Below are 20,855 nucleotides of genomic sequence, written 5' to 3'. Positions count from 1 at the left end.
GTCCGAACCCCCTTCAACATCATGCTATATACCCAGCGCAGCCCGTTTCTTGTTAATATGTGCTTCAATGCCGTCGGCGGCATCAACTGGGTTGTTGGCTAGAGCTACTTTACCGCCGGTAATTCCCTCTAAATCTTCGGTTAATAGTTTTACTAGGTCTGGTCCGCCACTTACTGGTGGTATGGGTGCTAGGTGGGTGTAGAGGCCATAGCCCAGGGCAAAGAGGGCATCAATGGTTGCCTTTTGCTCTAAATATTGGGGAGCAGTGACAGCCACTGGCAGGTCGGAGGTATCCACGCCAAGGGCATTGGCAATTTCCGTTACCAGCATGGACATCCGTCCCGTGTCGGTACAAGTACCAAAACTAAGCACAGGGGGTATGCCCAGGGCCTGGCAAATTTCCTTCAAACCGGGTCCCGCCATCTCCACGGCCTCCAGGTTGCACAAGCCGGCAACTTCCATGGCATGGTTACCACAGCCGCCGCCAATAACCAGAATATCCCGCTTAATTAATTCCTTAGCCACATTAACCGTCATATAGTCATGGGGTCCAGTGGCCAGAGTGGTGCAGTTGATCAGGGCCACCACCCCTTTGATTTTGCCAGCTTTAATCACATCCAACAGGGGATCTAGTTTTCCTCCCAGAACCTTTAAAACGGCCTCTGTGGAAAAACCAGCAATGGCCTTTTGTACCTTGGTGGGTACCTTTGGCTCAATTTTACGTTCCTTACGTTTTTGGAAGTTTTCAATGCCCCAGTCGATTAGCTGTTGGGCAATATTGGCGGCCTCCGGTGGCTTGTAGTCAAAGTTTTTCTCTACGCCCGGAATACGCACTAAATCGTTTACGGATACCATGGTAATCTGGTATTTATCCGCATAGGGAGCGATATAGGGTGGTGAACAGTTTTCGTCCATAGCAAAGATGTCCACCGTTCCAGTGGCCAAAAGTGGTTCAATGGCCAACCAGTTACCGGTAAGTCCATTAAAGACCTCATCCATTTCAAACCGCTGCAGTACTTCCTGGCCACACTCAATGGAACCAGTTAATTTAATTCCTTTAGCCCCAGCTTGCCTTGCCTTTTCCTGATTCTTGGGGTCCTTAGCAGCCAACAGGGTTGCTACGCCAATCCAAGGCTCATGACCATTGACGACAATGTTTACATACTCGGGGTCCATAATACCCAAGTCGACTTGTACTTCGTGGGGACTAGGGGTGCCAAATAGGATATCCTGAACCATCTCCAGGCCAATTTGTGAGCCATAAATTGTGGCAATACCCAAACGCATGGCCTTTTTAGCCATCGAAACATGGTCACCATCGACGTTGGTCAAACAACTGGCCGCAGCATCTTTGATTTCATGCATAACCCCGGCTGGGTAAATAGCCAGTTCACGCCATTTCTTTTTCCTTGGCTCCGGGGCAAATACTTCCACCATCTTAGGTGGATCATCGTAACCACTGCTTAATTGGTACATGAGAAAATCCGCCAAATGAATGGCCGCTTCCTCTTTACTATTGCCCTTATCAATCTCTAATTTATCGCACATCCAGTAAAGCTTATCGACATCGGTAATCTGAAAGGGTGTTTTACCCTCTGCGGTGGACTTTAGGGTACGAAAGGCATTGTAGGCATGGTGGGTATAGGTAGATGTACCCATCATATTGCGCAGCAGCATATCCCGCATAGCCATGGCGTTACGATCAATACCGCAGGCACCATGGGTGGCACCCACTTTATCTGAGATACGACAGGGACCACCGGTACATAACTGACAGCTAACCCCTTCATTACAAAAGTTACAGCGAATCTTGGCCTGGGGGTCATAACGATCAAAAACGTTACTCAGACCGTCCGAGTGAATCCTTTCATACATTTCTTGCACAGAGTCGTGAATACTGATACGCCCATCCTTACGATGGGAGATAGCCTCCCGGGACAAATAAACCCCCCCTTTGAAATTTTTATTATGATTACCAGTTTTTTTGTTTTTATGTAAAATATTCAAAAAATGGTGTAAAAAAATAAGTCTACCTCCTTTAGGAAGTAGACTAGGGTAGTCGGCCTTGGGCCTTGGCTTTTTAGGCATTGTTCTTAGGGGTCCTTTGCTCATGGCTCCTGCCCATCTACCATTCCATAAGCGGAAGGCGGGGCTTATACCGCTTCGAAAATCCCTTTGGATGTAAACTGGCTGTTATAAAGGTCGGCATAAAAACCACCCTGGGCAAGAAGTTCTTCATGCTTACCCTGTTCGATGACCTTACCAGCATTCATCACCAGAATCAAATCTGCATCCCGAATGGTGGAAAGCCTATGGGCAATGACAAAACTTGTTCTGCCCTTCATTAACTCCTTCATAGCCCTTTGAATGGACACCTCGGTTCTGGTATCCACATTGCTGGTGGCTTCGTCAAGAATCAGGATGGGCGGATTAGCCAGCAGGGCCCGGGCAATGGTCAGGAGCTGCTTCTGCCCTTGGGAGATATTCGAAGCTTCTTCATTTAATACTGTGTCATAACCATCGGGCAGGGTTCTGATAAAGTGATCCGCCTGGGCAGCCCTGGCTGCCCTGACAACCTCTGCTTCGCCGGCACCAAGGCGGCCATAGGCAATATTATCCCGGATGGTGCCGTTAAACAGCCAGGTATCCTGCAGCACCATGCCAAAGAGACTGCGCAGACTGCCACGCTGGAGTTCTTGAATATTTACCCCATCAATGGTAATTTTACCGCCGTCAATTTCATAGAAACGCATCAACAAATTAATTAAGGTCGTTTTACCGGCACCGGTGGGGCCAACAATGGCGATGGTTTGGCCTGGCTTAACAGCAATATTCATATCTTCAATCAAGGTAACATCTTTTTGATAGCCAAATTTAACCTTTTCAAATTTCACTTCCCCCTTGGGGATTGCCATGTTCTTTGCCTGAGCAGCTTCCGGTATCTCTTCCGGTTCATCCAATAATTCAAAAACCCGCTCAGCGGAAGCAATGGTGGATTGAATAATATTGCTGATATTGGCCACTTGGGTTATGGGTTGGGAAAACTGTCTGGTATATTGGATAAATGCTTGAATATCACCAATTTCAATGGCCCTTCTTGTGACCAAAACACCACCCACCACGCAGACTAACACATAGCCAATGTTATTAATGAAACCCATAAGAGGCATGATAATGCCTGAAATAAACTGGGCTTTCCAACCGCAATGATATAACCTTTCATTTATATCATTAAACCCTTGAATTGATTTAGCCTCATGCCCAAAGGCTTTAACAACCGGATGTCCGGTAAACATTTCCTCCACATGCCCATTTAGTTCCCCAATGGTCCTTTGCTGCTCCATGAAAAAAGTCTGTGAGCGTTTAGCTATCAAAATGGTTACCACAAAACTAAGGGGTAACGTAAGAACTAGGATTAAGGTCATTAAGGGACTGATCGTCAACATCATCACAGTTATACCAACCAAGGTAATGATGGAGGTTATCAGTTGAGTAAGACTCTGTTGCAAAGTGGTACTGATATTATCGATATCATTGACAGCTCGGCTTAAGATTTCCCCATTGGCATGGGAGTCAAAATATTTAAGGGGTAAGCGAGAAAGTTTATCATTGACTGCCTTGCGCAGATCAAAAACCGCCCGCTGGGCCACCCCAGCCATAATAATTTGCTGGGTATAGGTAAACAAAGCACTAAAAATATAAAGTATAGCTATCATTTGGATTATCTGAAGGATCGATGCAAAGTCAATTGAGGCACCCGGTACACCCTTCATTTTCATCATAATTCCTTCAAACAATTTAGTTGTGGCTTTACCTAGGATTTTCGGGCTGACAATATTAAAAACAGTCCCCAACACAGCGGCAAAGAAAACCGCCATTAAACGCATTTTATAGGGCCTTAAAAAACCAAGCAGTCTTTTCAGGGTGCCTTTAAAGTCCTTGGCCCTCTGCACAGGCATCGTTAGGGGCTGTGCCCCATGGCCAACGCCACGCCTGCCTTTTGGTTTATGTTTTAGATCTTTATCACTCACGCTACTTCCTCCTCCGACAACTGCGAGGCCACTATTTCACCATAGACGGAACAGCTTTGCATCAATTCCCGGTGATTGCCGATGCCGGCAATGCGTCCCTCATCTAAGACAATAATTTGATCTGCATCCATGATGGTGCTTACTCGCTGGGCAACCACTAACATTGTGGCATTATCGGTTTCCTTTCTGAGGGCTGCCCGAAGTTTTGCATCCGTTTTAAAATCAAGGGCGGAGAAGCTATCATCAAAAATATATATTTCCGGTCTTCTCACCAAAGCCCGGGCAATGGCCAGACGCTGTTTTTGACCACCCGATAGGTTTGTCCCACCCTGGGAGATCATAGCATTGAAACCCTCCGGCAGAAGCTGGATAAACTCATTGGCCTGGGCAATATCAGCTGCCTGTCTTACTTCTGCATCTGTAGCCCCTTCCTTCCCATAGCGAATATTATCCGCAATGGTTCCTGAAAAGAGCATCGCTTTTTGCGTTACTAAACCAATTTTGCTCCTCAGTTGTTCCTGTGACATTTGACGTACATCCACACCGTCAACCAAAATACGACCGCTATCAAGATCGTAAAACCTGGGAATCAAATTAATCAAGGTAGACTTACCTGCGCCTGTACCACCAATAATTGCGGTCATCTGGCCTGGTTTGGCACAAAAAGATATGTCAGCCAGAACTGGCATTTCTGCACCGGGATAGCTAAAGGCAACATTTTGAAACTCAACATAACCCCTCCCTGCCTGGGTAAGCTCAGCCCTCTGGGGGTCTTTAATTTGAGGCTCCATATCCAATACTTCATTAATCCTCTGGGCAGACACAGCAGCCCGCGGAATCATGATAAACATCATGGAAACCATCATGAAAGAAATTAATATTTGCATGGCATACTGGATAAAGGCCATCAAGTCCCCCACCTGCATATTGCCATGATCGATACGGATGGCCCCAAACCAGATGATCGCAATGGTAGAAAAATTTATTACCAGCATCATGGTGGGCATCATCGCTGCTATAACTTTATTTACCTTAATTGCGGTATGGGTAAGGTCATCGTTGGCCTCATGAAAACGCTCCTTTTCATAGTCCGTCCGGTTAAAGGAGCGGATAACCCGAATTCCAGTGAGGCCTTCCCGCAGGACCAGGTTTAGTTTATCCAGCTTAAGCTGCATGGCCTGAAAAAGAGGTATTCCTTTACTGCTAATGATATAAATAGCCAGGGCAAGAATGGGAATAACCCCCACCAGCACCAAGGATAGTTTGGCATCCTTAGAGACTGCCATGATAATGCCACCAATGCACATCAGTGGTGCGCTGATCATCATACGAAGAATTACGATTAATACCTGCTGGACCTGGGTAATATCATTGGTGGTCCGAATAATAAGTGAGGCTGTACCCATTTGATTAAATTCCTGCAAGGAAAAATTCTCTACATGGGTAAAGATCTTTGTACGCAAATTTTTACCAAAGCCCACTGCAACCTTGGCCGAAAAAAAGTTTGCCGCAACGGAACAGACTGTACCCACCGCAGCAACCACTAGCATAAAGGAACCAATTTTTATAATATAACTTGTATCACCATTAACAATCCCAATATCAACAATATCCGACATTAAGGTTGGCAGGTATAGTTCCGCCATGGATTGTAAAAAGACAAGCATCACTACCAGAAAAATAGGCAGCTGATATGACTTGAGAAATTTAAATAGCTTTAGCAAGCCTAGTCATCTCCATTCCAATCATCTTTAGCAATTCTTTTCTATTATGTTCGATTAATTATATTTTGCCTTACTCGTCATATCAATCAGTTTTTATTACCCTTTTTTCAATATGTTGTATAAAAGTGTTGTATAAAAAATAAATCCCCGGCTTTGGCCGGGGGGCTTAGGGACCTTTTCATTTTATTGGTAGCCCTGGGGTAAAATATTTTCCGTTAAGTTATACTCACAAACTACACGAAGGTATTCATTGCTTTGCCAATCCAATGGTTTGTCCGAGCCCTCCTGTTTTACAACAATCTCGCCAGTCCAAGCCTCTGTTAAATGATATTCTTTACCATTACAAAGGATAACACGAGTGTATTTAGGAAACATGAGAACCACCTCCACTGTTTTAAAAATATATATTCAGTGGGGGTTGAAAATAAACACATTTTTCACAAATATTTTTTGTACCCTAAGCAAAGTTCTGTTTTTCAAATTCCTCCAACTTATCCCTTTTCCCAAATACAATAATCTCATCACCGACTTCTAAAATTGTTGAAGCCTGAGGTTGGATGGGAACATCGCCCCGATATACCAGTAAAATATAAACACCGAAGCGGCTAGGTATATCCATTTCAGCCATTGTTTGGCCGGTAAAAATTTTACCTACCCCAATTTGCTCCACCATAAATCCTTGGGGCAGCTCTAAAAGGTCTATTACAGAATCATTCGATATAAGATGGGCCAATCTGTGGCCAATATCTCTTTCAGGAAAAACAACTCGATCCGCACCCATTTTGATTAAAACATTGCCCCTTCTCTCTGTGGAAGCCTTAACCGATACAGGCAGGCCGGCTTCCTTGAGAATATGGGTAGCGATTAGGGCACCTTCCAGATCCTCACCCATGGCCACCACCGCCTCATCAAAATTTTTGTCACCAACAATTCGGGTTAACTCCTCATCATCCTCCGCCACATCCAGTATGGCCCCGGAGACAATCATGCCACGCACACTTTCCAACGCATCCTCATTGGCATCGATGGCAAAAATATCTTGACCTTTTTCATAAAGCCCCTCAATAACACCCCGGCCAAATCTACCAATACCTATGACTAAAATTGATTTTCTCATTTAGACCATCCTATCCAATTAAGATATCTTCCTTCATATAACGTAACCGACGATTTTCTTGTTTGGTCAAAAAGATTATCAGTGATAAAACGCCAATCCGTCCCACAAACATTAAAATCGTAATTAAGACTTGTCCAACGGGGGATAACTCCGAGGTTACTCCCAGTGAAAGACCCACAGTTGCCATGGCAGATACCACTTCAAACAAAACAGGCAGTAAAGAAAGGCCTTCGATGGTCATAATGGCTAAGGTACTAAGAAAAATGACAATCAAGGCAACGACGGTTACGGTGAAAGCCTTCATTACACTTTCGACGGCAATTTCCCGTTCCCAGAGGACAACTTCCTTTCTGCCCCGGGCTATGGACCAAACAGCCAGTACAATGGTACCAAAGGTGGTGGTTTTAATACCACCGCCCGTGGAGCCAGGGCTAGCTCCCACAAACATCATCAGAATCATGAGGAAAATAAAGGGTTCGTTCCAGATTGCAGTTGGTACGGCTGTAAAACCCGCGGTCCTGGTTACTGTATGAAAGAAACTCTCAACAATTTTTTGTCCCAGAGATAAACCTGCCATCTGGCTGTACTCGGTTATAAAGTAAAAGGTACTGCCCAGGAGAGTGATTAGGCCGGTTACCCATAAAACCAAACGACTGTGCAGGCTAATGCGGGACCAGCGACGTTGAATAAGAAGTTCCTGTAAGACCACATAGCCTAAACTACCCAAAAGGATTAACAGCATAAACACCAAATAAATGCCGGGAGACTGGCGAAAGGGTTCCAAACTTTGTCCGGTTAAGTCAAATCCCACCCCATTAAAGGCACTTACTGCATGAAAAATAACAAAAAAAGTACCCGGCCAAAATCCGTTTTGCCAAACACCCGGTATAAAATAAGCCATTAAAAGCGCTCCGATTCCTTCAATGATTAATGTCAATAAAAGTACGCTTCGGGCCAATCGAATAACACCTGTAACATTAAAATTATTACGGTCCTGTGCAATCAGCAGCCTTTGCCCCAAGGGAATTCTCATGCCAAGAAGAAACAGGAACAAAGTGGTAAGAACCATCACTCCCAGACCGCCTATTTGCATTAGGATAAGAATGACAGTTTGGCCAAATACGGTCCAATGGGTATTCGTGGACACTACCGTCAACCCTGTGGCAGTCAGCGCAGATGTGGCTGTAAACCAAGCTTGTAAAAATGTACTGGACGAACCTTCCCTGGTTGCCCAAGGCAGCATTAATAATAACGTTCCGACCATTCCTACCGAGAAATAACTGGCAACCAATAATTGTCCAGGGTTCCATCTTCTATACATTGTTTCACCATTCCAATATCTAACAATACCCAGAATCTCTCTATTAAAAGTTATAGACAGGGACTTCTAAATCCGATAGAATTTTATCATAATTTTCTTCTATTAGCTATGATAGCTTTTAGCCTGTTTCGTTTTATGAATGGCTATTCGGCTTCCGTGCCGTTAAGGTACCAGCAAGGAATGAAAATTTAATATTCGTGGATTATTATTTTGGGATGGGAGATTGAACATACGATGGAATCCAACCAATCAGTTAACAAAGAGCCTTCTTTTTGGCTTCCCTTATTTGTGCTTGTCACCGGTGCCTTTGCGGCCATTATGAATAACAGCTCCGTTAACGTGGCCATCCCGAAATTGATGACCATATTTGGTGTCTCCGCCAATGAAATTCAGTGGGTGGTTACGGCCTATATGTTGACCTCCGCTGTGGTAATTCCCATTACCGGCTATTTAGGGGATCGTTTTGGCAATAAAAGGGTGTTTATCCTTTCAACGGCTGTTTTTACAATTGGCTCCATACTTTGTGCCCTTTCCTGGGACAACAATTCCCTGATTGCCTTTCGGGTGCTGCAGGCCATTGGGGGCGGCATCATTATGCCAGTTAGTATGGTTATTATTTATAAGATTGTCCCAATGCAAAAAATCGGTTTAGCTCTGGGCGTCTGGGGCATGGCTGCGGTTATGGGACCAGCTGTCGGCCCAACCCTGGGAGGCTATATCCTGGAACATTCTAGTTGGCGCCTATTATTCTTAATTAATGTACCGGTTTGTGTTATCGGTATATTCCTGTCCATCCAATTACTAAAGGAAACCCCCGTCCGTCCTAACATAAAATTTGATTACTGGGGGTTTTTCTTTGCCACAGTGGGCTGTTTTACCCTGCTTCTGGCCCTAAGTCAAGGTAGTAAAGAGGGTTGGATGTCTTATTACATCGTTATGCTATTTATCATTTCTTTTTTCTCCCTCTTGCTTTTTGTTATATCCCAACTAAATGGCAAGGATCCTATGTTAGATTTAAGGTTGTTTAAAAACAAAACCTTCACCCTTAGCGTTATCATCGGTGGTCTTATTAATATCGGCCTTTTTGGCGGTATATTTTTAGTACCCATTTTTACCCAAAATTTGATGGGCCTGTCTGCCTATGACACGGGAATATTGTTACTTCCTTCGGCTCTCGCCTCTGGATTTATGATGCCCCTCAGCGGGCTGTTATTTGATAAATTTGGAGCCAAAGTGATTAGCTTTGTCGGAATTGCCATCACCGCCATCGGCACAGTTAAGCTCAATTATATAACGATGGATACCAGTACTCATACGATCGTTTGGATTATGATTGTGCGCTCGATCGGTATGGGCCTGTCCATGATGCCTTTAACAACTGTGGGCATGAATGTGGTGGCAAAACATCTCGTGGGTCGTGCTTCCTCCTTAAGTAATGTATGCCGGCAAATATTTGCCTCCTTTGGGATTGCGATTATGACTTTTATTATGCAAAATCGTCAAGCCTTTCACGCAGCCAGACTGTCCGACGGAGCTTCCTATACCTCACCGGTTGCTTCCTCCATTACCGGACAACTTCAGGGCCTGTTGGTTGCCTCCGGTGCCAGTACAGATGCAGCAACCAGCGGAGCCATTGGTATCATTTACGGACTCGTACAAAAACTGGCGATGGTCTTAGCCATCAATGATACCTTTTTAATTTCATCCTTTTTCCTTTTTGCAGCGTTGCCCATGGTTTTTTTCCTACAGGGTAAGGATCATGCCAAGAAAAAACCGGCACCAGAAGAAAACCCTGTGCCGGAAGCGGTTAAATAGAGCTTATGGGTAGATGTCTATAGACTTTGGGCTTTCATCGTAAGTTTGGCTAAAAATTTGCAATGTAAAATAAATGGTTGCCCCTTGGCCCAGCCTTCCCTCAGCCCATACCTTGCCACCATGACGGTCAATTACCCGTTTTACGGTGGCAAGCCCTATGCCTGTACCGGAAAATTCTTTTATCCCATGCAATCGTTCAAAGGGCCTGAATAATTTGTTTACATAGGCCATATCAAAGCCCACACCATTGTCACGAACAAAATAGACTGGATTTTTCTCACGCCACTGGCGGCCTATCTCAATGAAAGGGTTATTTACTTTGGCCGAAAACTTCAATGCATTGCCAATTAGGTTGCTCAAAGCAATTTTTAATAATCTGACATCACCCTGGGCAATAAGATCAGAAGAAACCTTGAACTCGACCTGTCGTTCTGGTTCAGTGGCTTGCAATTCTGCAAAAACCTCCCGGGCCAATTGGCTTAAATCGATTTCCTTAAACAGCATTTGCTGCCTTGTTACCCGAGACAAATGCAGCAGATCATCAATCATTTGCCCCATTCTTTGACTGGCTGCCCGAATACGGTAAAGATAATCCTTGGCCACGTCATCCAACTGATCTTCGTAATCCTCGAGCAGGGACAAACTAAAACCATCCATACTTCTTAGGGGTGTCCTTAGATCATGGGAGACAGAATAAGAAAAAGACTCCAGCTCTTTATTCGTAGCATCCAATTCCTTATTGGCCCTGGATAATTTTATCGTACGTTCCTCCACTAAATCTTCTAACTTTTCTTGATAAGCATGCAACCTCTGAAGCATTTCCTTTTGATCCGTAACATCCCTTGCCGCAGCAAAAAACAACTCCTTATTTTGATCAAAAACAGCCACCCAGGCCAGCCACTTATAGGAACCATCATGGCATTTGTTTCTGCTTTCAAATTTTATTGCAGACTCATCCGTGGACATACTTCTATTTATTTCTTCTCGGGCCATCGGCCTATCCTCTGGGTGGATCAAAGTATAGAGATCCTGGTTTAGCAAATCTTCCTTGGTGTAGCCAAGGTTCGTAATAAAAGATTGGTTAATTTGCCTGATCTGACCCTTTGCGTCAAAGATACAATAAAGGTCCTGGGCGATGTTAAAAAAGTTTTTCAGTTCCTCTTCCACATCCCTCATTTTCTTAACCACTTGTTTTACTTTAACAAAGGGTTCATCTACTGTAACAATATACATGCAGCGAAGCAGGTAAAAATACCCCATCACCTTGTAAACATGCCCCAACATGTTATATACACTGTGTACATTGCGATACAGGGTAAATATCAGCTCCCCGCAGAACAGGAAAACCAAAGCGGTGATCATTAGTAATTGATTTTGTTGTTTAGCCTCACGATAACGGCGGAGAATCATGATCACCGTAGCGAGATGTAAGATGCTAACAAGGTATTCAATGCCTAGTTTTAGATTGGTTACCCCTTGGCCTTCCACAACCAATACCGGAAGTTGCCCCGCCCAGCCGATAATGATACAGGAAATTGTCACTGCGTAAAAAAATGACGCTATAAAATAAGACTTCCAGTGTTTATGGTAAACTTGTCGTTCCCGGTAAAAGAAAATAATGGCTAGAGAAATAGCCTCCGTTAAACGAGCAGTCACCCAAAACCAAGTTGCCTTGGCCACAGAGCTTTCTGTAATAAAGGGAGGCATACCCTGAAAGGATAAGGTATGTACTAAATCCAGGGTGCCAACAGCTAAAAAAACAGCCCCAAGATAAAGACGGCGGCTATCGAAGGTATGGGGATAGGTTAACCAACCCTGCAGCATGATGGAAAAGGAAACAGCAATGCTAAAAAACTCCAATATAATATGTAAACTAAGATAAATATCTTGACTAATTTTAATATTTAGATCGCTTGCGCCAAAAATAATAAATAATAAAATAGCCAGTCCTGTAATTACACAAGTTCTTTTTTCAAAACTGTTTATTTTGCCTCCCCCCTTGTTCGGTCATAAGGCCTTCGAGCTAAGCTGCATTATTCAGGGCTTTGTAGTATTAAACACTTGTCTGTTTCGGAGGCACCCATCACATATACATTTTTGATTTTGCTCTTATCGTAGGGTACCTTGAAGCCAAACTCTTTGAGGGCTTTTTCAGGATTTGGCTGAACCTGTATGCGGATACAAAGTTCATTGCCAACGATCTTATATTGGGAATTTTTATATTGAAGATCGGGATCTAAAATTGTCCCTTGTATTAGCAGACTCTCCTTTTCAAATTGAGGGTTGTATAGATATATTTTTGAGGTATCTATAATCTGCATTTGCTGTTCTGATTTTTTTGTTTCTGCCCCTAAAGCTAATGGTAAGTGCATGTCTCTTTGTAGTAGATAGTAACCACCGGCACAAAGGGATAGCAGCAACATCAAACAAAGAAATCGTTTAAGTCCTTTTTTCATTCGGTATTTTTTCTTTTTCCTGCTTCCCTTTGGGTTGGCAAATTCGCTGGTCATGCTTAGGTCGCTGGCCTCTGTGTTCATACCAATATCTCAACTCCAAGCGCGGTGTTCTTTCTCTTTCTATAATAACTTTCACACCAAGGAAATGCCACTACTTTTAGTAAAATCATCTATTTCCTGACAATAAATACTTTTAGATTTATGTAACAAAAAAAACATACCACCATAGTATGGATCAAGTTTTAAAATAATTTATGAGGAGGTCTTCTAATGGGTTTTGGTTTTGGTGGTAATTGCGGCGGCAGTGGTGGTTGTGGTGGTGGTGGTAATAACAGTTCCTTTATCATTTTTTTAATTTTAATCTTGTTACTATTGGGCGGCGGTGGCGGTTACGGCGGCTGCAGTGTGGAGAAGTAGTTTAATAAACCGCTTGTAAATGATCCCTTTTGAAAAATGTTGGATTTTATCACAAGCCAGCATAAGGAAAGGTGGTAAAAAACATGGGTTTTGGTTTTGGCGGCGGTTGTAATGACAATTCCTTTCTTATCTTCTTAATTCTTATCCTTTTATTCCTAAACAACGGTTTCGGCTGTTGCGGAACACAAAAATAATACTTTAAACAACCCCCGGTTGCCGGGGGTTGTCGATTTTACATAGACAAATCAGAAGGAGGTTTTTCTGTAAGCCGTATCGAAAAACAAATAATATAAACTGCTTGGCTGGTTATTCCTAGCTGGTTATTCCTAAAGGAACAACTAAGCAGTACTTTCTTTTTAGGCAGCTTTTTCATTATCCTTGGTGTATACTATAACATAAGGCAGGAAAACCACCGAACGATCAATAATCTCAAAAAAGCTCTTCTAAATTAGAAGAGCTTTTCTCTGTAAAATATTTCAAAAAACAAGAAGGAATTTAGTTGTTCCTGTCTAATTTACTAAAAAATTAAAAAGTAACTTTTAAAAATGTTTTAATCGGGGGGCATTATCATTATTACCATATCAGACTTATTGAAGGGGAATATTGAGCTTCTTAGATTTAACTTGCAAAATTATGCAGTAGATAAACCCTTATTCGATTCAAGAGTGGTTCGTTTAAGCCAAAAATTAGATTCGCAAATATATGTTTATCAAAAAATTTTAAGTTATCAGCTTGACGTTTATTACCAAAAAGCTCTCTAGTCGCTGGGCAATCAACGATTAGAGAGCTTTATCTTTAAACCCTTTCTATTTTAAAAACGTTAATAACCTTTACATCCGGGCAACAAAAAACCCCGGATTTTTCATCTTCTTCACCTGGCAATAAGCCGCCATATCTAAGAATATCAATCATCGGAAATAATACATGCATCGCCATTGGGCAAAGATTGCCACGCTCGGTATCAAAGTCAAAGGTGTCTCCTATTTTATGGCCCCGGTGACAGTGGCCTTTGCCAATTTTATCAACTACAGTAATTTTAATTTTTGGCTTTTTCATCCTATCAAAGCCTCCTATTTTTTCTGTCTTTAAGATAAAATCAAATATACTTCGTTCATTTGAAAAAGTCAATTTCTTATATGACTTGATTTTTAATGTTAGGCATATACTATTTCTTGGAGGATTTGCGTTACCTACGTCGAAGATATCTTTTTTGTACGCTAGAAGGAAAAGGGGAATTTTTATGTCTATGTTCAAAGCTTTAACGATTGCTGGTTCCGACAGTAGTGGCGGTGCCGGTCTACAGGCTGATTTAAAAACATTTCAGGAGCTTGGTGTTTACGGCATGTCCGCAATCACTGTTATCGTTTCTATGAACCCTAAAGACTGGTCTCATAATGTTTTTCCTCAACCTATTGAAACCGTAAAATCGCAATTAAAAACCATTTTAGCCATTGGTGTAGATGCCCTCAAAACAGGCATGCTTGGCACAACGGAATTGATTGAGCTGGCAGCTGATACAATAGAGAAGCATCCGTTAAAAAATGTGGTAGTAGATCCTGTTTTGGTATGTAAAGGCGCAGATGAGATTTTGCATCCTGAGAATGCAACCTATTTAAGGGAAGTACTGGTTCCCAAGGCCACCATTGTTACACCAAATTTATTTGAAGCAGCCCAATTGAGTCAACGGGCACCCATTACAACACTGGAAGAGATGAAAAATGCCGCTCAAAGGATTTATGACCTTGGCTGCCCCTATGTTTTAATCAAGGGTGGTGCAAAGTTAGTACACGAAAAAGCCATTGATGTATTTTATGACGGAGAAACCTTCGAAGTGTTGGAAGGTGATCGAATCAATACCACCTTTACGCATGGTGCCGGCTGCACCTACTCCGCAGCCATAACTGCCGAATTAGCCAAGGGCAAACCAATCAGGGAAGCCGTACATACCGCTAAGGCTTTTATTACCGAAGCGATTCGCCACTCCTTCCGGTTGAATGAACATGCTGGCCCAACCAACCATGCTGCCTACCGCAAATATTGTCAGAATCTGCCAACATCATAAAACCGAAAAATCCTGCTGCTAAGCAGGGTTTTTTTATTGTTTACCCATCCAGGACCCCCCTGTATTAGTACATTTTTCCAGATGTCCGATTATCTAGCAGGAACTCGACCGTTTATTGGCGAAATATTTCAAAAATTATATACTAAGGGGGTCATCCTGGTGATTAGCAGATCAAGAGACCACCAAACAATAGAACAAGCACTAACAAGGGATCCAGTATTGGCCAATATCTGGGATGTACTAATAGACAGTCCCCATGAGGGAATGGTGGTTGTCGATAAAAAAGGCTACGTGGTATTAGTCAATCGCACTTATCAGGAAATGGTGGCAGTCAAGAGAAAGGATGCCATCGGCAAACACATTACCGAAATTACACCAAATACAAAACTGCCTGAAGTTATCCAGACACAGCATCCAATTTTATATGAGCCTTGGGAAGTAAATAACCATAAACTGATTGTACACCGTATTCCGATCTTTAACAGCCAGGGCGAGGTCATCGGTGCCATTGGTAAATCCCTTTTTGCCGATTCTTCCTCGGGAAAGCTGCTGGCATTGAAATTAAGGCAATTGGAAAAGGAATTGGAATTATACAAGGAAGAAATTCGAAAAATTTATACGGCCAAATATACCTTCAATAATCTGATCGGCGAAAGTAAACAGATAAAAGAGATCAAAAGACTGGCCCAAAGGGTGGCCCCTTCATCATCCACCATTCTGATTACCGGTGAAAGCGGTACGGGTAAGGAGGTTCTGGCCCAGGCCATTCACAATGCCAGTAACCGTAAACAGCATTCCTTTGTCCGGGTTAATTGTGCCGCCGTGCCGGAAAACCTATTGGAAACAGAGCTTTTTGGCTATGAGGATGGGGCCTTCACCGGTGCTAAAAAGGGTGGTAAGCCCGGTAAATTTGAGTTGGCCCAGGGTGGTACGATATTTTTAGATGAAATCGGTGAAATGCCTCTCACCATGCAATCGAAGCTGTTAACTGTCTTACAGGAACGAGAGCTGGAAAGAATTGGTGGGGTTAAAACCGTGACCCTTGATGTTCGAGTTATCTCCGCTACCAATCAAAATATCGAGGAAATGATTAATAAGTCAACTTTTCGCGAAGACCTCTATTACCGCTTAAATGTGATTAACTTCAAACTCCCCTCCCTACGAGAACGCCCAGAAGATATCCCACTCTTAACCCATTATTTGACGGATAAGCTTAATCAGAAACTTCACTGCCAAATTGAAGGCTATACCGATAAAGCCATGGATCTTCTTAAAAAATATCATTGGCCAGGCAATGTCAGGCAATTGGAAAATGCTTTGGAACGCATGTTTAGTTTCACAGAGGATAAAATTATCTCCGTAGAACATATGCCCTTTTTGGAAAACATTTTCAAAGATGATCCAAACTTAATGAAGCAACAAACGCTAGCCGAGGTCATTGTTGAAACGGAGAAGGAGCTGATTGCCAAGACCCTGCAGCAGGTGGCGAGTAATCGTAACAAGGCGGCAGAAATTCTAGGTATACACCCTTCTGTTTTATACCGTAAAATAAAAAAATACTCCCTATAGAAAAGTATACAAAAAAGGTCAGGCCCTGAATTTACTGATTTGCGACGAAAGCCAAATCAGTAAATTCAGGGCCTGACCCTTTTTTGCTTTTTTGCTAAAACTTTCTCAAAAAGGCAAACGCACCAAAGTCAACCATGGCTTAATTTAGGTATATTTCGCTTCGTGAAATAACGAAATATTTTTAATATTTCGTTATTTTTGTATTTTGGCAATTCTCAAATATCTTAATCTATCTCTCCTTTTCTTACTATTTCTTATTATATTACCACATTTTGTTTTTTATGGCACAAACTGTGCTATACCATTAGCTTAACAAATAAAAGGAGGTAACTATATGGGAATTAGTAAAATTGCCGTTCTCGGCAGCGGTACCATGGGTTCCGGCATTGCACAGGTGGCGGCCCAATCAGGCTATGAGGTGCTGTTAATTGATGTGGATCAAAAATTTATTGACAGGGCCTTAGCCAATATTGGCAAGAGCCTTCAAAAGGCAGTTGATAAAGGCAAAATGGCCGCCGATGACAAGGAGCAAATCCTGTCTCGCCTGAAAGGCAGCATTTCCTATGAAGATTGTAAAGATGTCGATTTGGTCATTGAAGCCATTCTGGAAAACATGGATCTCAAAAGGCAGGTCTATCAGAAGTTAGATGAAACTTGCCCCGCTCACGCCATTTTGGCTAGCAATACGTCCTCCCTTTCTATTACCGAAATGGCCGCAGCCACCAAAAGAACAGACAAGGTTGTGGGTATGCACTTCTTTAACCCTGCCGCAGTGATGAAGCTGGTGGAAATTATTCCTGGTTTGGATACCTCCGATGAAACAGTCTCCGCCATTGAAGAAGTAGCCAAAAAAATGAATAAGGTTCCAGTATATGCTAAAGAGTCCCCTGGCTTTATTGTCAACCGGATTCTGGTTCCCATGATCAATGAAGCAGTGATTACCCTCGGTGAAGGAATTGGCACAGTTGAAGAAATCGACACAGCCATGAAGTTGGGTGCCGGTATGCCCATGGGTCCTCTAGCTTTGGCAGATATGGTGGGCTTGGATATCGTTCTGGCCGTAACCGAAGTTTTCTACAACGAATTTTCTGACAGTAAATATCGTCCAGCCCTGCTATTAAAACAAATGGTGCGGGCCGGGCATTTAGGTGTTAAAACCGGACGAGGATTTTATAAATACCAGAAATAGATTAGGGGTGAAACAATGGAGTATAAAAGCTTGCTTTATGGCAAGGAAGAGAATATTGCCCTTATCACCTTAAACAGGCCCAAGGTTCTTAACGCCTTAAATCAAGATCTTATTGCTGAACTTCACCGTGTTCTGGATCAAGTGGCTGCAGATGAGGAAGTAAAAGCTGTCATCATCACCGGTGGCGAAAAGGTTTTTGCTGCAGGAGCGGATATTCCCTTCATGCTGGGACTGAGTCCGACCCAGGCCGAAGAGTTGGCAACTACCTTTCACTCAGCCTTTGATCGTATTGAATCTCTAAATAAACCAGTCATCGCTGCCATCGGAGGTTTTGCCCTGGGTGGCGGCTGTGAACTTGCCCTCGCCTGCGATCTGCGTCTGGCCACGGAGGATGCTAAGCTTGGACAACCTGAGATCAACCTGGGTGTTATTCCCGGTGCCGGAGGGACCCAGCGACTGTCCCGCTTAATCGGAGTGGCCAGGTCAAAGGAACTGATCTACACCGGAAAGATGATTGATGCACAAACTGCCCTAGCCTACGGTTTAATTAATGAAATCGTAAAAGCTGAAGATTTATTAGCTAAGGCCAAGAAGTTGGCCCAGGGCTTGGCTGCAAAACCCCCGGCGGCCCTAGCTGCTGCCAAAAGAGCCATCAACTATGGAGTTGAGGTTGATAAAAATACCGGCAATTGCTTTGAAAGACAGTGCTTTGCCTTACTATTTTCCACCCAGGATCAAAAGGAAGGTATGAATGCCTTTTTAGAAAAACGCAAAGCAGAATTTAAGGGGAATTAAGCCAAGTGACAAGGAGGTAACAGGATTGAGAAATGTAGTTATCGTCGGTGCCGCCAGGACACCCATTGGGGATTATTTGGGTTCTCTTAAAGAAGTATCAGCGGTTGATTTGGGTGTCACAGCCGTGACTGGTGCCTTAAATAAAGCTGGTTTAAAGCCGGAACAAGTAAATGAAGTGTTAATGGGGATGTGTATGCAGGGTGGCGCAAAGGGTAACCCTGCCCGTCAAATACAGATTGCTGCCAAAATACCGGTGGAAGCTCCGGCAGCCACCATTAATCAACAGTGTGGTTCCGCTATGAGAGCCCTGGAAATTGCAGCCCAACAAATCATGTTGGGTAAAGAGGATGTTATTGTGGCCGGCGGCATTGAAAGCATGTCCCAGGCACCCTACTATCTGCTCAAAGCCCGGGAAGGCTTTCGCATGGGGGATGGCAAGATCCATGATGCCCTCACCTATGACGGCCTAAATGATGCCATCAACGGCTACCACATGGGCATCACCACAGAGAACCTGGTGGAGAAATATAATATTTCCCGTCAAGAACAGGATGAGTTGGCTATTCTAAGCCATCAACGGGCTATTGCAGCCATGCAGGCAGGTACATTTAAGGAAGAAATCGTTCCTGTGGAGATTAGTACAAGAAAGGGGACCAAAATAGTCGACAGCGACGAGCACCCCCGAGCAGATATCTCACTTGAGAAACTCGCTAAATTAAGACCCGCCTTTAAAAAGGATGGTACGGTTACTGCCGGCAATGCTTCCGGCATCAACGACGGTGCCGCCGCCCTGGTATTAATGGCAGAGGATAAAGCAAAGGAGCTGGGCATTAAACCTTTAGCCCGGGTTTTAAACACCGCTTCCTACGGCGTAGATCCATCCATCATGGGCATCGGACCAGCCTATGCCATACCCAAAGCATTAAACTTTATCAATCTAAAATTAGCTGATATTGATCTTTTTGAAATAAATGAGGCCTTTGCCGGACAGTTTTTGGCCTGTAACCGTGAACTAAACATCCCCATGGATAAGGTCAATCGAAACGGTTCCGGTATTTCCTTAGGCCACCCGGTGGGTGCCACGGGTGTCAGAATCATCGTCAGTCTTCTTTATGAAATGAAACGTCAGGGATCACGCTTAGGGGTTGCATCGTTATGTTGCGGCGGTGGTCCTGGTATTGCTGCAGTAGTTGAAAGCTTAGATTAAAAGGAGGTTTATGGTATGGATTTTTTACTAACGGAAGAACAAGAAACCCTGAAACAAGTGGCTAAAAAATTTGCCGAGCAGGAAATTATGCCTGTGGCTCTGGAGTATGACGAGAAAAATGAGTTTCATGCTGAGCTGATTCCCAAGTTATTTGAGGCCGGTCTGTTAACAGTAGGAGTCCCAGAGGAATACGGCGGCCCTGGCATTGACACAGTTGGCCAGGCAGTGGTAATGGAAGAACTATCCCGGGGCTGTGCTGCTGTGGCCACCACCGTTGCCGCATCCTGCCTCCTCGCCGCTGATCCAGTGGTAATTGCCGGTAATCATGAACAAAAGCAGCGCTTCTTCGATGTCCTAAATGAAGGAAAACTGGCTGCCTTTTGTCTCACCGAGCCAGGGGCCGGTTCTGACGTGGCTGCACTAAAAACTACCGCTACCCTGGAAGGTGACGAGTATGTAATAAACGGTACCAAATGCTTCATTACAAATGGTGGTGTGGCTGATATCTTCACTGTTTGTGCCTCTGTGGACCGCAGCAAAGGTCACAAGGGTCTCTGCTTTTTCATCGTGGAAAGGGATCTTCCCGGCGTTTCCGTAGGCAAAAAGGAAAACAAACTGGGCATTCGTTCCTCCAGTACCACCGATGTAATCTTTGATAATGTTCGTATACCTAAAGAGAATCTGCTGGGCAAAGAAGGCGACGGCTTCAAAATTGCCATGCAAGCACTGGATATGTCCCGTCCCATGGTTGCTGCCCTGGCAGTGGGTGTAGCCCAAGCGGCTATGGAGTACGCCACCAACTATGCCAAGGAAAGAATTGCCTTTGGCAAACCCATCGCAGCCTTACAAGGCATCCAGTTTATGCTGGCGGAGATGGCTATGCAAGTTGAAGCAGCCCGCCTTCTGGTATATAAGGCCTGCTGGCAGAAAGATGCTGGCTTACCCTACAGCGTCCTTTCCTCACTATCCAAGGGTTTTGCCGGTGATATGTGCATGAAGGTAACCACCGATGCCGTGCAGGTCTTGGGCGGCTATGGTTATATCAAAGAATACCCGGTTGAGAAGTATATGCGTGATGCAAAAATCATGCAAATTTACGAAGGAACCAGCCAAGTGCAAAGGGTTGTTATTGCTGGCAATATGTTGAGATAG

The 20,855-nt window shown here is 43.7% G+C and carries 18 protein-coding genes; 9 read left to right on the top strand and 9 right to left on the bottom strand.

Going from position 1 to position 20,855, the window contains the following annotated elements:
• Nucleotides 1-24: 24 nt before the first annotated feature.
• The 6 genes from cooS to V6C11_RS18100 form a co-directional block, all read right to left on the bottom strand.
• Nucleotides 25-1,941 carry an anaerobic carbon-monoxide dehydrogenase catalytic subunit gene (gene cooS / locus V6C11_RS18125; RefSeq protein ID WP_333532613.1) on the bottom strand — a complete coding sequence of 639 codons (1,917 nt, stop codon included), beginning with the start codon at nucleotides 1,939-1,941 and terminating at the stop codon, nucleotides 25-27.
• Between the two features lie 212 nt (nucleotides 1,942-2,153).
• The gene (locus V6C11_RS18120; RefSeq protein ID WP_333532645.1) at nucleotides 2,154-3,959 is read right to left on the bottom strand and encodes an ABC transporter ATP-binding protein; all 1,806 of its coding nucleotides are present in this window, start codon (nucleotides 3,957-3,959) and stop codon (nucleotides 2,154-2,156) included.
• Between the two features lie 68 nt (nucleotides 3,960-4,027).
• Nucleotides 4,028-5,755 carry an ABC transporter ATP-binding protein gene (locus V6C11_RS18115; protein WP_333532612.1) on the bottom strand — a complete coding sequence of 576 codons (1,728 nt, stop codon included), beginning with the start codon at nucleotides 5,753-5,755 and terminating at the stop codon, nucleotides 4,028-4,030.
• Nucleotides 5,756-5,938: 183 nt separating this feature from the next.
• Nucleotides 5,939-6,130, bottom strand: a complete 192-nt coding sequence (locus tag V6C11_RS18110) for a hypothetical protein (protein ID WP_333532611.1) — start codon at nucleotides 6,128-6,130, stop codon at nucleotides 5,939-5,941.
• 82 nt (nucleotides 6,131-6,212) lie between these two features.
• The gene (locus V6C11_RS18105) at nucleotides 6,213-6,872 is read right to left on the bottom strand and encodes a potassium channel family protein (protein WP_333532610.1); all 660 of its coding nucleotides are present in this window, start codon (nucleotides 6,870-6,872) and stop codon (nucleotides 6,213-6,215) included.
• Nucleotides 6,873-6,882: 10 nt separating this feature from the next.
• Nucleotides 6,883-8,193, bottom strand: coding sequence for a TrkH family potassium uptake protein (locus tag V6C11_RS18100; RefSeq protein ID WP_333532609.1), 1,311 nt, complete (start codon nucleotides 8,191-8,193; stop codon nucleotides 6,883-6,885).
• 234 nt (nucleotides 8,194-8,427) lie between these two features.
• On the opposite strand from V6C11_RS18100, the gene V6C11_RS18095 reads away from it, so the two are divergent.
• Nucleotides 8,428-10,008: a DHA2 family efflux MFS transporter permease subunit gene (locus V6C11_RS18095; protein ID WP_333532608.1), complete on the top strand. Its 1,581-nt coding sequence runs from the start codon at nucleotides 8,428-8,430 to the stop codon at nucleotides 10,006-10,008.
• Between the two features lie 3 nt (nucleotides 10,009-10,011).
• On the opposite strand, the gene V6C11_RS18090 is transcribed toward V6C11_RS18095, so the two are convergent.
• Together V6C11_RS18090 and V6C11_RS18085 are read right to left on the bottom strand one after the other, a co-directional pair.
• Entirely contained in the window at nucleotides 10,012-11,892 is a 1,881-nt protein-coding gene (locus V6C11_RS18090) for an MASE3 domain-containing protein (RefSeq protein ID WP_333532644.1), read from the bottom strand.
• A gap of 149 nt (nucleotides 11,893-12,041) precedes the next feature.
• Entirely contained in the window at nucleotides 12,042-12,545 is a 504-nt protein-coding gene (locus V6C11_RS18085; protein WP_333532607.1) for a hypothetical protein, read from the bottom strand.
• Between the two features lie 189 nt (nucleotides 12,546-12,734).
• Here V6C11_RS18085 and V6C11_RS18080 point away from each other — a divergent pair, with 189 nt between their 5' ends.
• Together V6C11_RS18080 and V6C11_RS18765 are read left to right on the top strand one after the other, a co-directional pair.
• The gene (locus V6C11_RS18080; RefSeq protein ID WP_333532606.1) at nucleotides 12,735-12,881 is read left to right on the top strand and encodes a hypothetical protein; all 147 of its coding nucleotides are present in this window, start codon (nucleotides 12,735-12,737) and stop codon (nucleotides 12,879-12,881) included.
• A gap of 590 nt (nucleotides 12,882-13,471) precedes the next feature.
• Complete coding sequence (locus tag V6C11_RS18765; RefSeq protein WP_442886095.1) at nucleotides 13,472-13,642, top strand: aspartyl-phosphate phosphatase Spo0E family protein; 171 nt, start codon at nucleotides 13,472-13,474, stop codon at nucleotides 13,640-13,642.
• 34 nt (nucleotides 13,643-13,676) lie between these two features.
• Here the strand turns inward: V6C11_RS18765 and V6C11_RS18075 are convergent, their stop codons facing one another.
• Complete coding sequence (locus tag V6C11_RS18075; RefSeq protein ID WP_333532605.1) at nucleotides 13,677-13,937, bottom strand: TIGR04076 family protein; 261 nt, start codon at nucleotides 13,935-13,937, stop codon at nucleotides 13,677-13,679.
• Between the two features lie 184 nt (nucleotides 13,938-14,121).
• On the opposite strand from V6C11_RS18075, the gene pdxK reads away from it, so the two are divergent.
• From pdxK to V6C11_RS18045, 6 genes are all read left to right on the top strand, one after another.
• Complete coding sequence (gene pdxK / locus V6C11_RS18070) at nucleotides 14,122-14,943, top strand: pyridoxine/pyridoxal/pyridoxamine kinase (RefSeq protein WP_333532604.1); 822 nt, start codon at nucleotides 14,122-14,124, stop codon at nucleotides 14,941-14,943.
• 159 nt (nucleotides 14,944-15,102) lie between these two features.
• Nucleotides 15,103-16,512, top strand: coding sequence for a sigma-54 interaction domain-containing protein (locus V6C11_RS18065; protein WP_333532603.1), 1,410 nt, complete (start codon nucleotides 15,103-15,105; stop codon nucleotides 16,510-16,512).
• A 334-nt stretch (nucleotides 16,513-16,846) separates the two neighbouring features.
• Entirely contained in the window at nucleotides 16,847-17,701 is an 855-nt protein-coding gene (locus V6C11_RS18060; RefSeq protein WP_333532602.1) for a 3-hydroxyacyl-CoA dehydrogenase family protein, read from the top strand.
• Between the two features lie 15 nt (nucleotides 17,702-17,716).
• The gene (locus V6C11_RS18055; protein WP_333532601.1) at nucleotides 17,717-18,496 is read left to right on the top strand and encodes an enoyl-CoA hydratase-related protein; all 780 of its coding nucleotides are present in this window, start codon (nucleotides 17,717-17,719) and stop codon (nucleotides 18,494-18,496) included.
• Nucleotides 18,497-18,521: 25 nt separating this feature from the next.
• A complete protein-coding gene (locus V6C11_RS18050; protein WP_333532600.1) occupies nucleotides 18,522-19,703 on the top strand; it encodes a thiolase family protein in 1,182 nt (393 codons plus the stop codon).
• A 15-nt stretch (nucleotides 19,704-19,718) separates the two neighbouring features.
• Nucleotides 19,719-20,855 (top strand): acyl-CoA dehydrogenase family protein, encoded by a 1,137-nt coding sequence (locus tag V6C11_RS18045; protein ID WP_333532599.1) that lies wholly within the window; start codon nucleotides 19,719-19,721, stop codon nucleotides 20,853-20,855.

It is taken from the genome of Desulfotomaculum sp. 1211_IL3151, assembly GCF_036763075.1.
Classification (GTDB): Bacteria; Bacillota; Desulfotomaculia; order Desulfotomaculales; family Desulfotomaculaceae; genus Desulfotomaculum.
The sequence above is the reverse complement of the archived record's forward strand: the minus strand, read 5'-3'. Positions and strand labels throughout refer to the sequence as shown.

What these genes read in the sequence shown, in the direction of transcription:
- V6C11_RS18120 (WP_333532645.1), bottom strand. Translation starts at nt 3,959, where the DNA reads ATGCCTGTGCAGAGGGCCAAGGACTTTAAAGGCACCCTGAAAAGACTG.
- V6C11_RS18045 (WP_333532599.1), top strand. Translation starts at nt 19,719, where the DNA reads ATGGATTTTTTACTAACGGAAGAACAAGAAACCCTGAAACAAGTGGCT.
- V6C11_RS18080 (WP_333532606.1), top strand. Translation starts at nt 12,735, where the DNA reads ATGGGTTTTGGTTTTGGTGGTAATTGCGGCGGCAGTGGTGGTTGTGGT.
- pdxK (WP_333532604.1), top strand. Translation starts at nt 14,122, where the DNA reads ATGTCTATGTTCAAAGCTTTAACGATTGCTGGTTCCGACAGTAGTGGC.
- V6C11_RS18095 (WP_333532608.1), top strand. Translation starts at nt 8,428, where the DNA reads ATGGAATCCAACCAATCAGTTAACAAAGAGCCTTCTTTTTGGCTTCCC.
- V6C11_RS18105 (WP_333532610.1), bottom strand. Translation starts at nt 6,872, where the DNA reads ATGAGAAAATCAATTTTAGTCATAGGTATTGGTAGATTTGGCCGGGGT.
- V6C11_RS18085 (WP_333532607.1), bottom strand. Translation starts at nt 12,545, where the DNA reads ATGAACACAGAGGCCAGCGACCTAAGCATGACCAGCGAATTTGCCAAC.
- V6C11_RS18060 (WP_333532602.1), top strand. Translation starts at nt 16,847, where the DNA reads ATGGGAATTAGTAAAATTGCCGTTCTCGGCAGCGGTACCATGGGTTCC.
- V6C11_RS18100 (WP_333532609.1), bottom strand. Translation starts at nt 8,193, where the DNA reads ATGTATAGAAGATGGAACCCTGGACAATTATTGGTTGCCAGTTATTTC.
- V6C11_RS18055 (WP_333532601.1), top strand. Translation starts at nt 17,717, where the DNA reads ATGGAGTATAAAAGCTTGCTTTATGGCAAGGAAGAGAATATTGCCCTT.
- V6C11_RS18075 (WP_333532605.1), bottom strand. Translation starts at nt 13,937, where the DNA reads ATGAAAAAGCCAAAAATTAAAATTACTGTAGTTGATAAAATTGGCAAA.
- V6C11_RS18110 (WP_333532611.1), bottom strand. Translation starts at nt 6,130, where the DNA reads ATGTTTCCTAAATACACTCGTGTTATCCTTTGTAATGGTAAAGAATAT.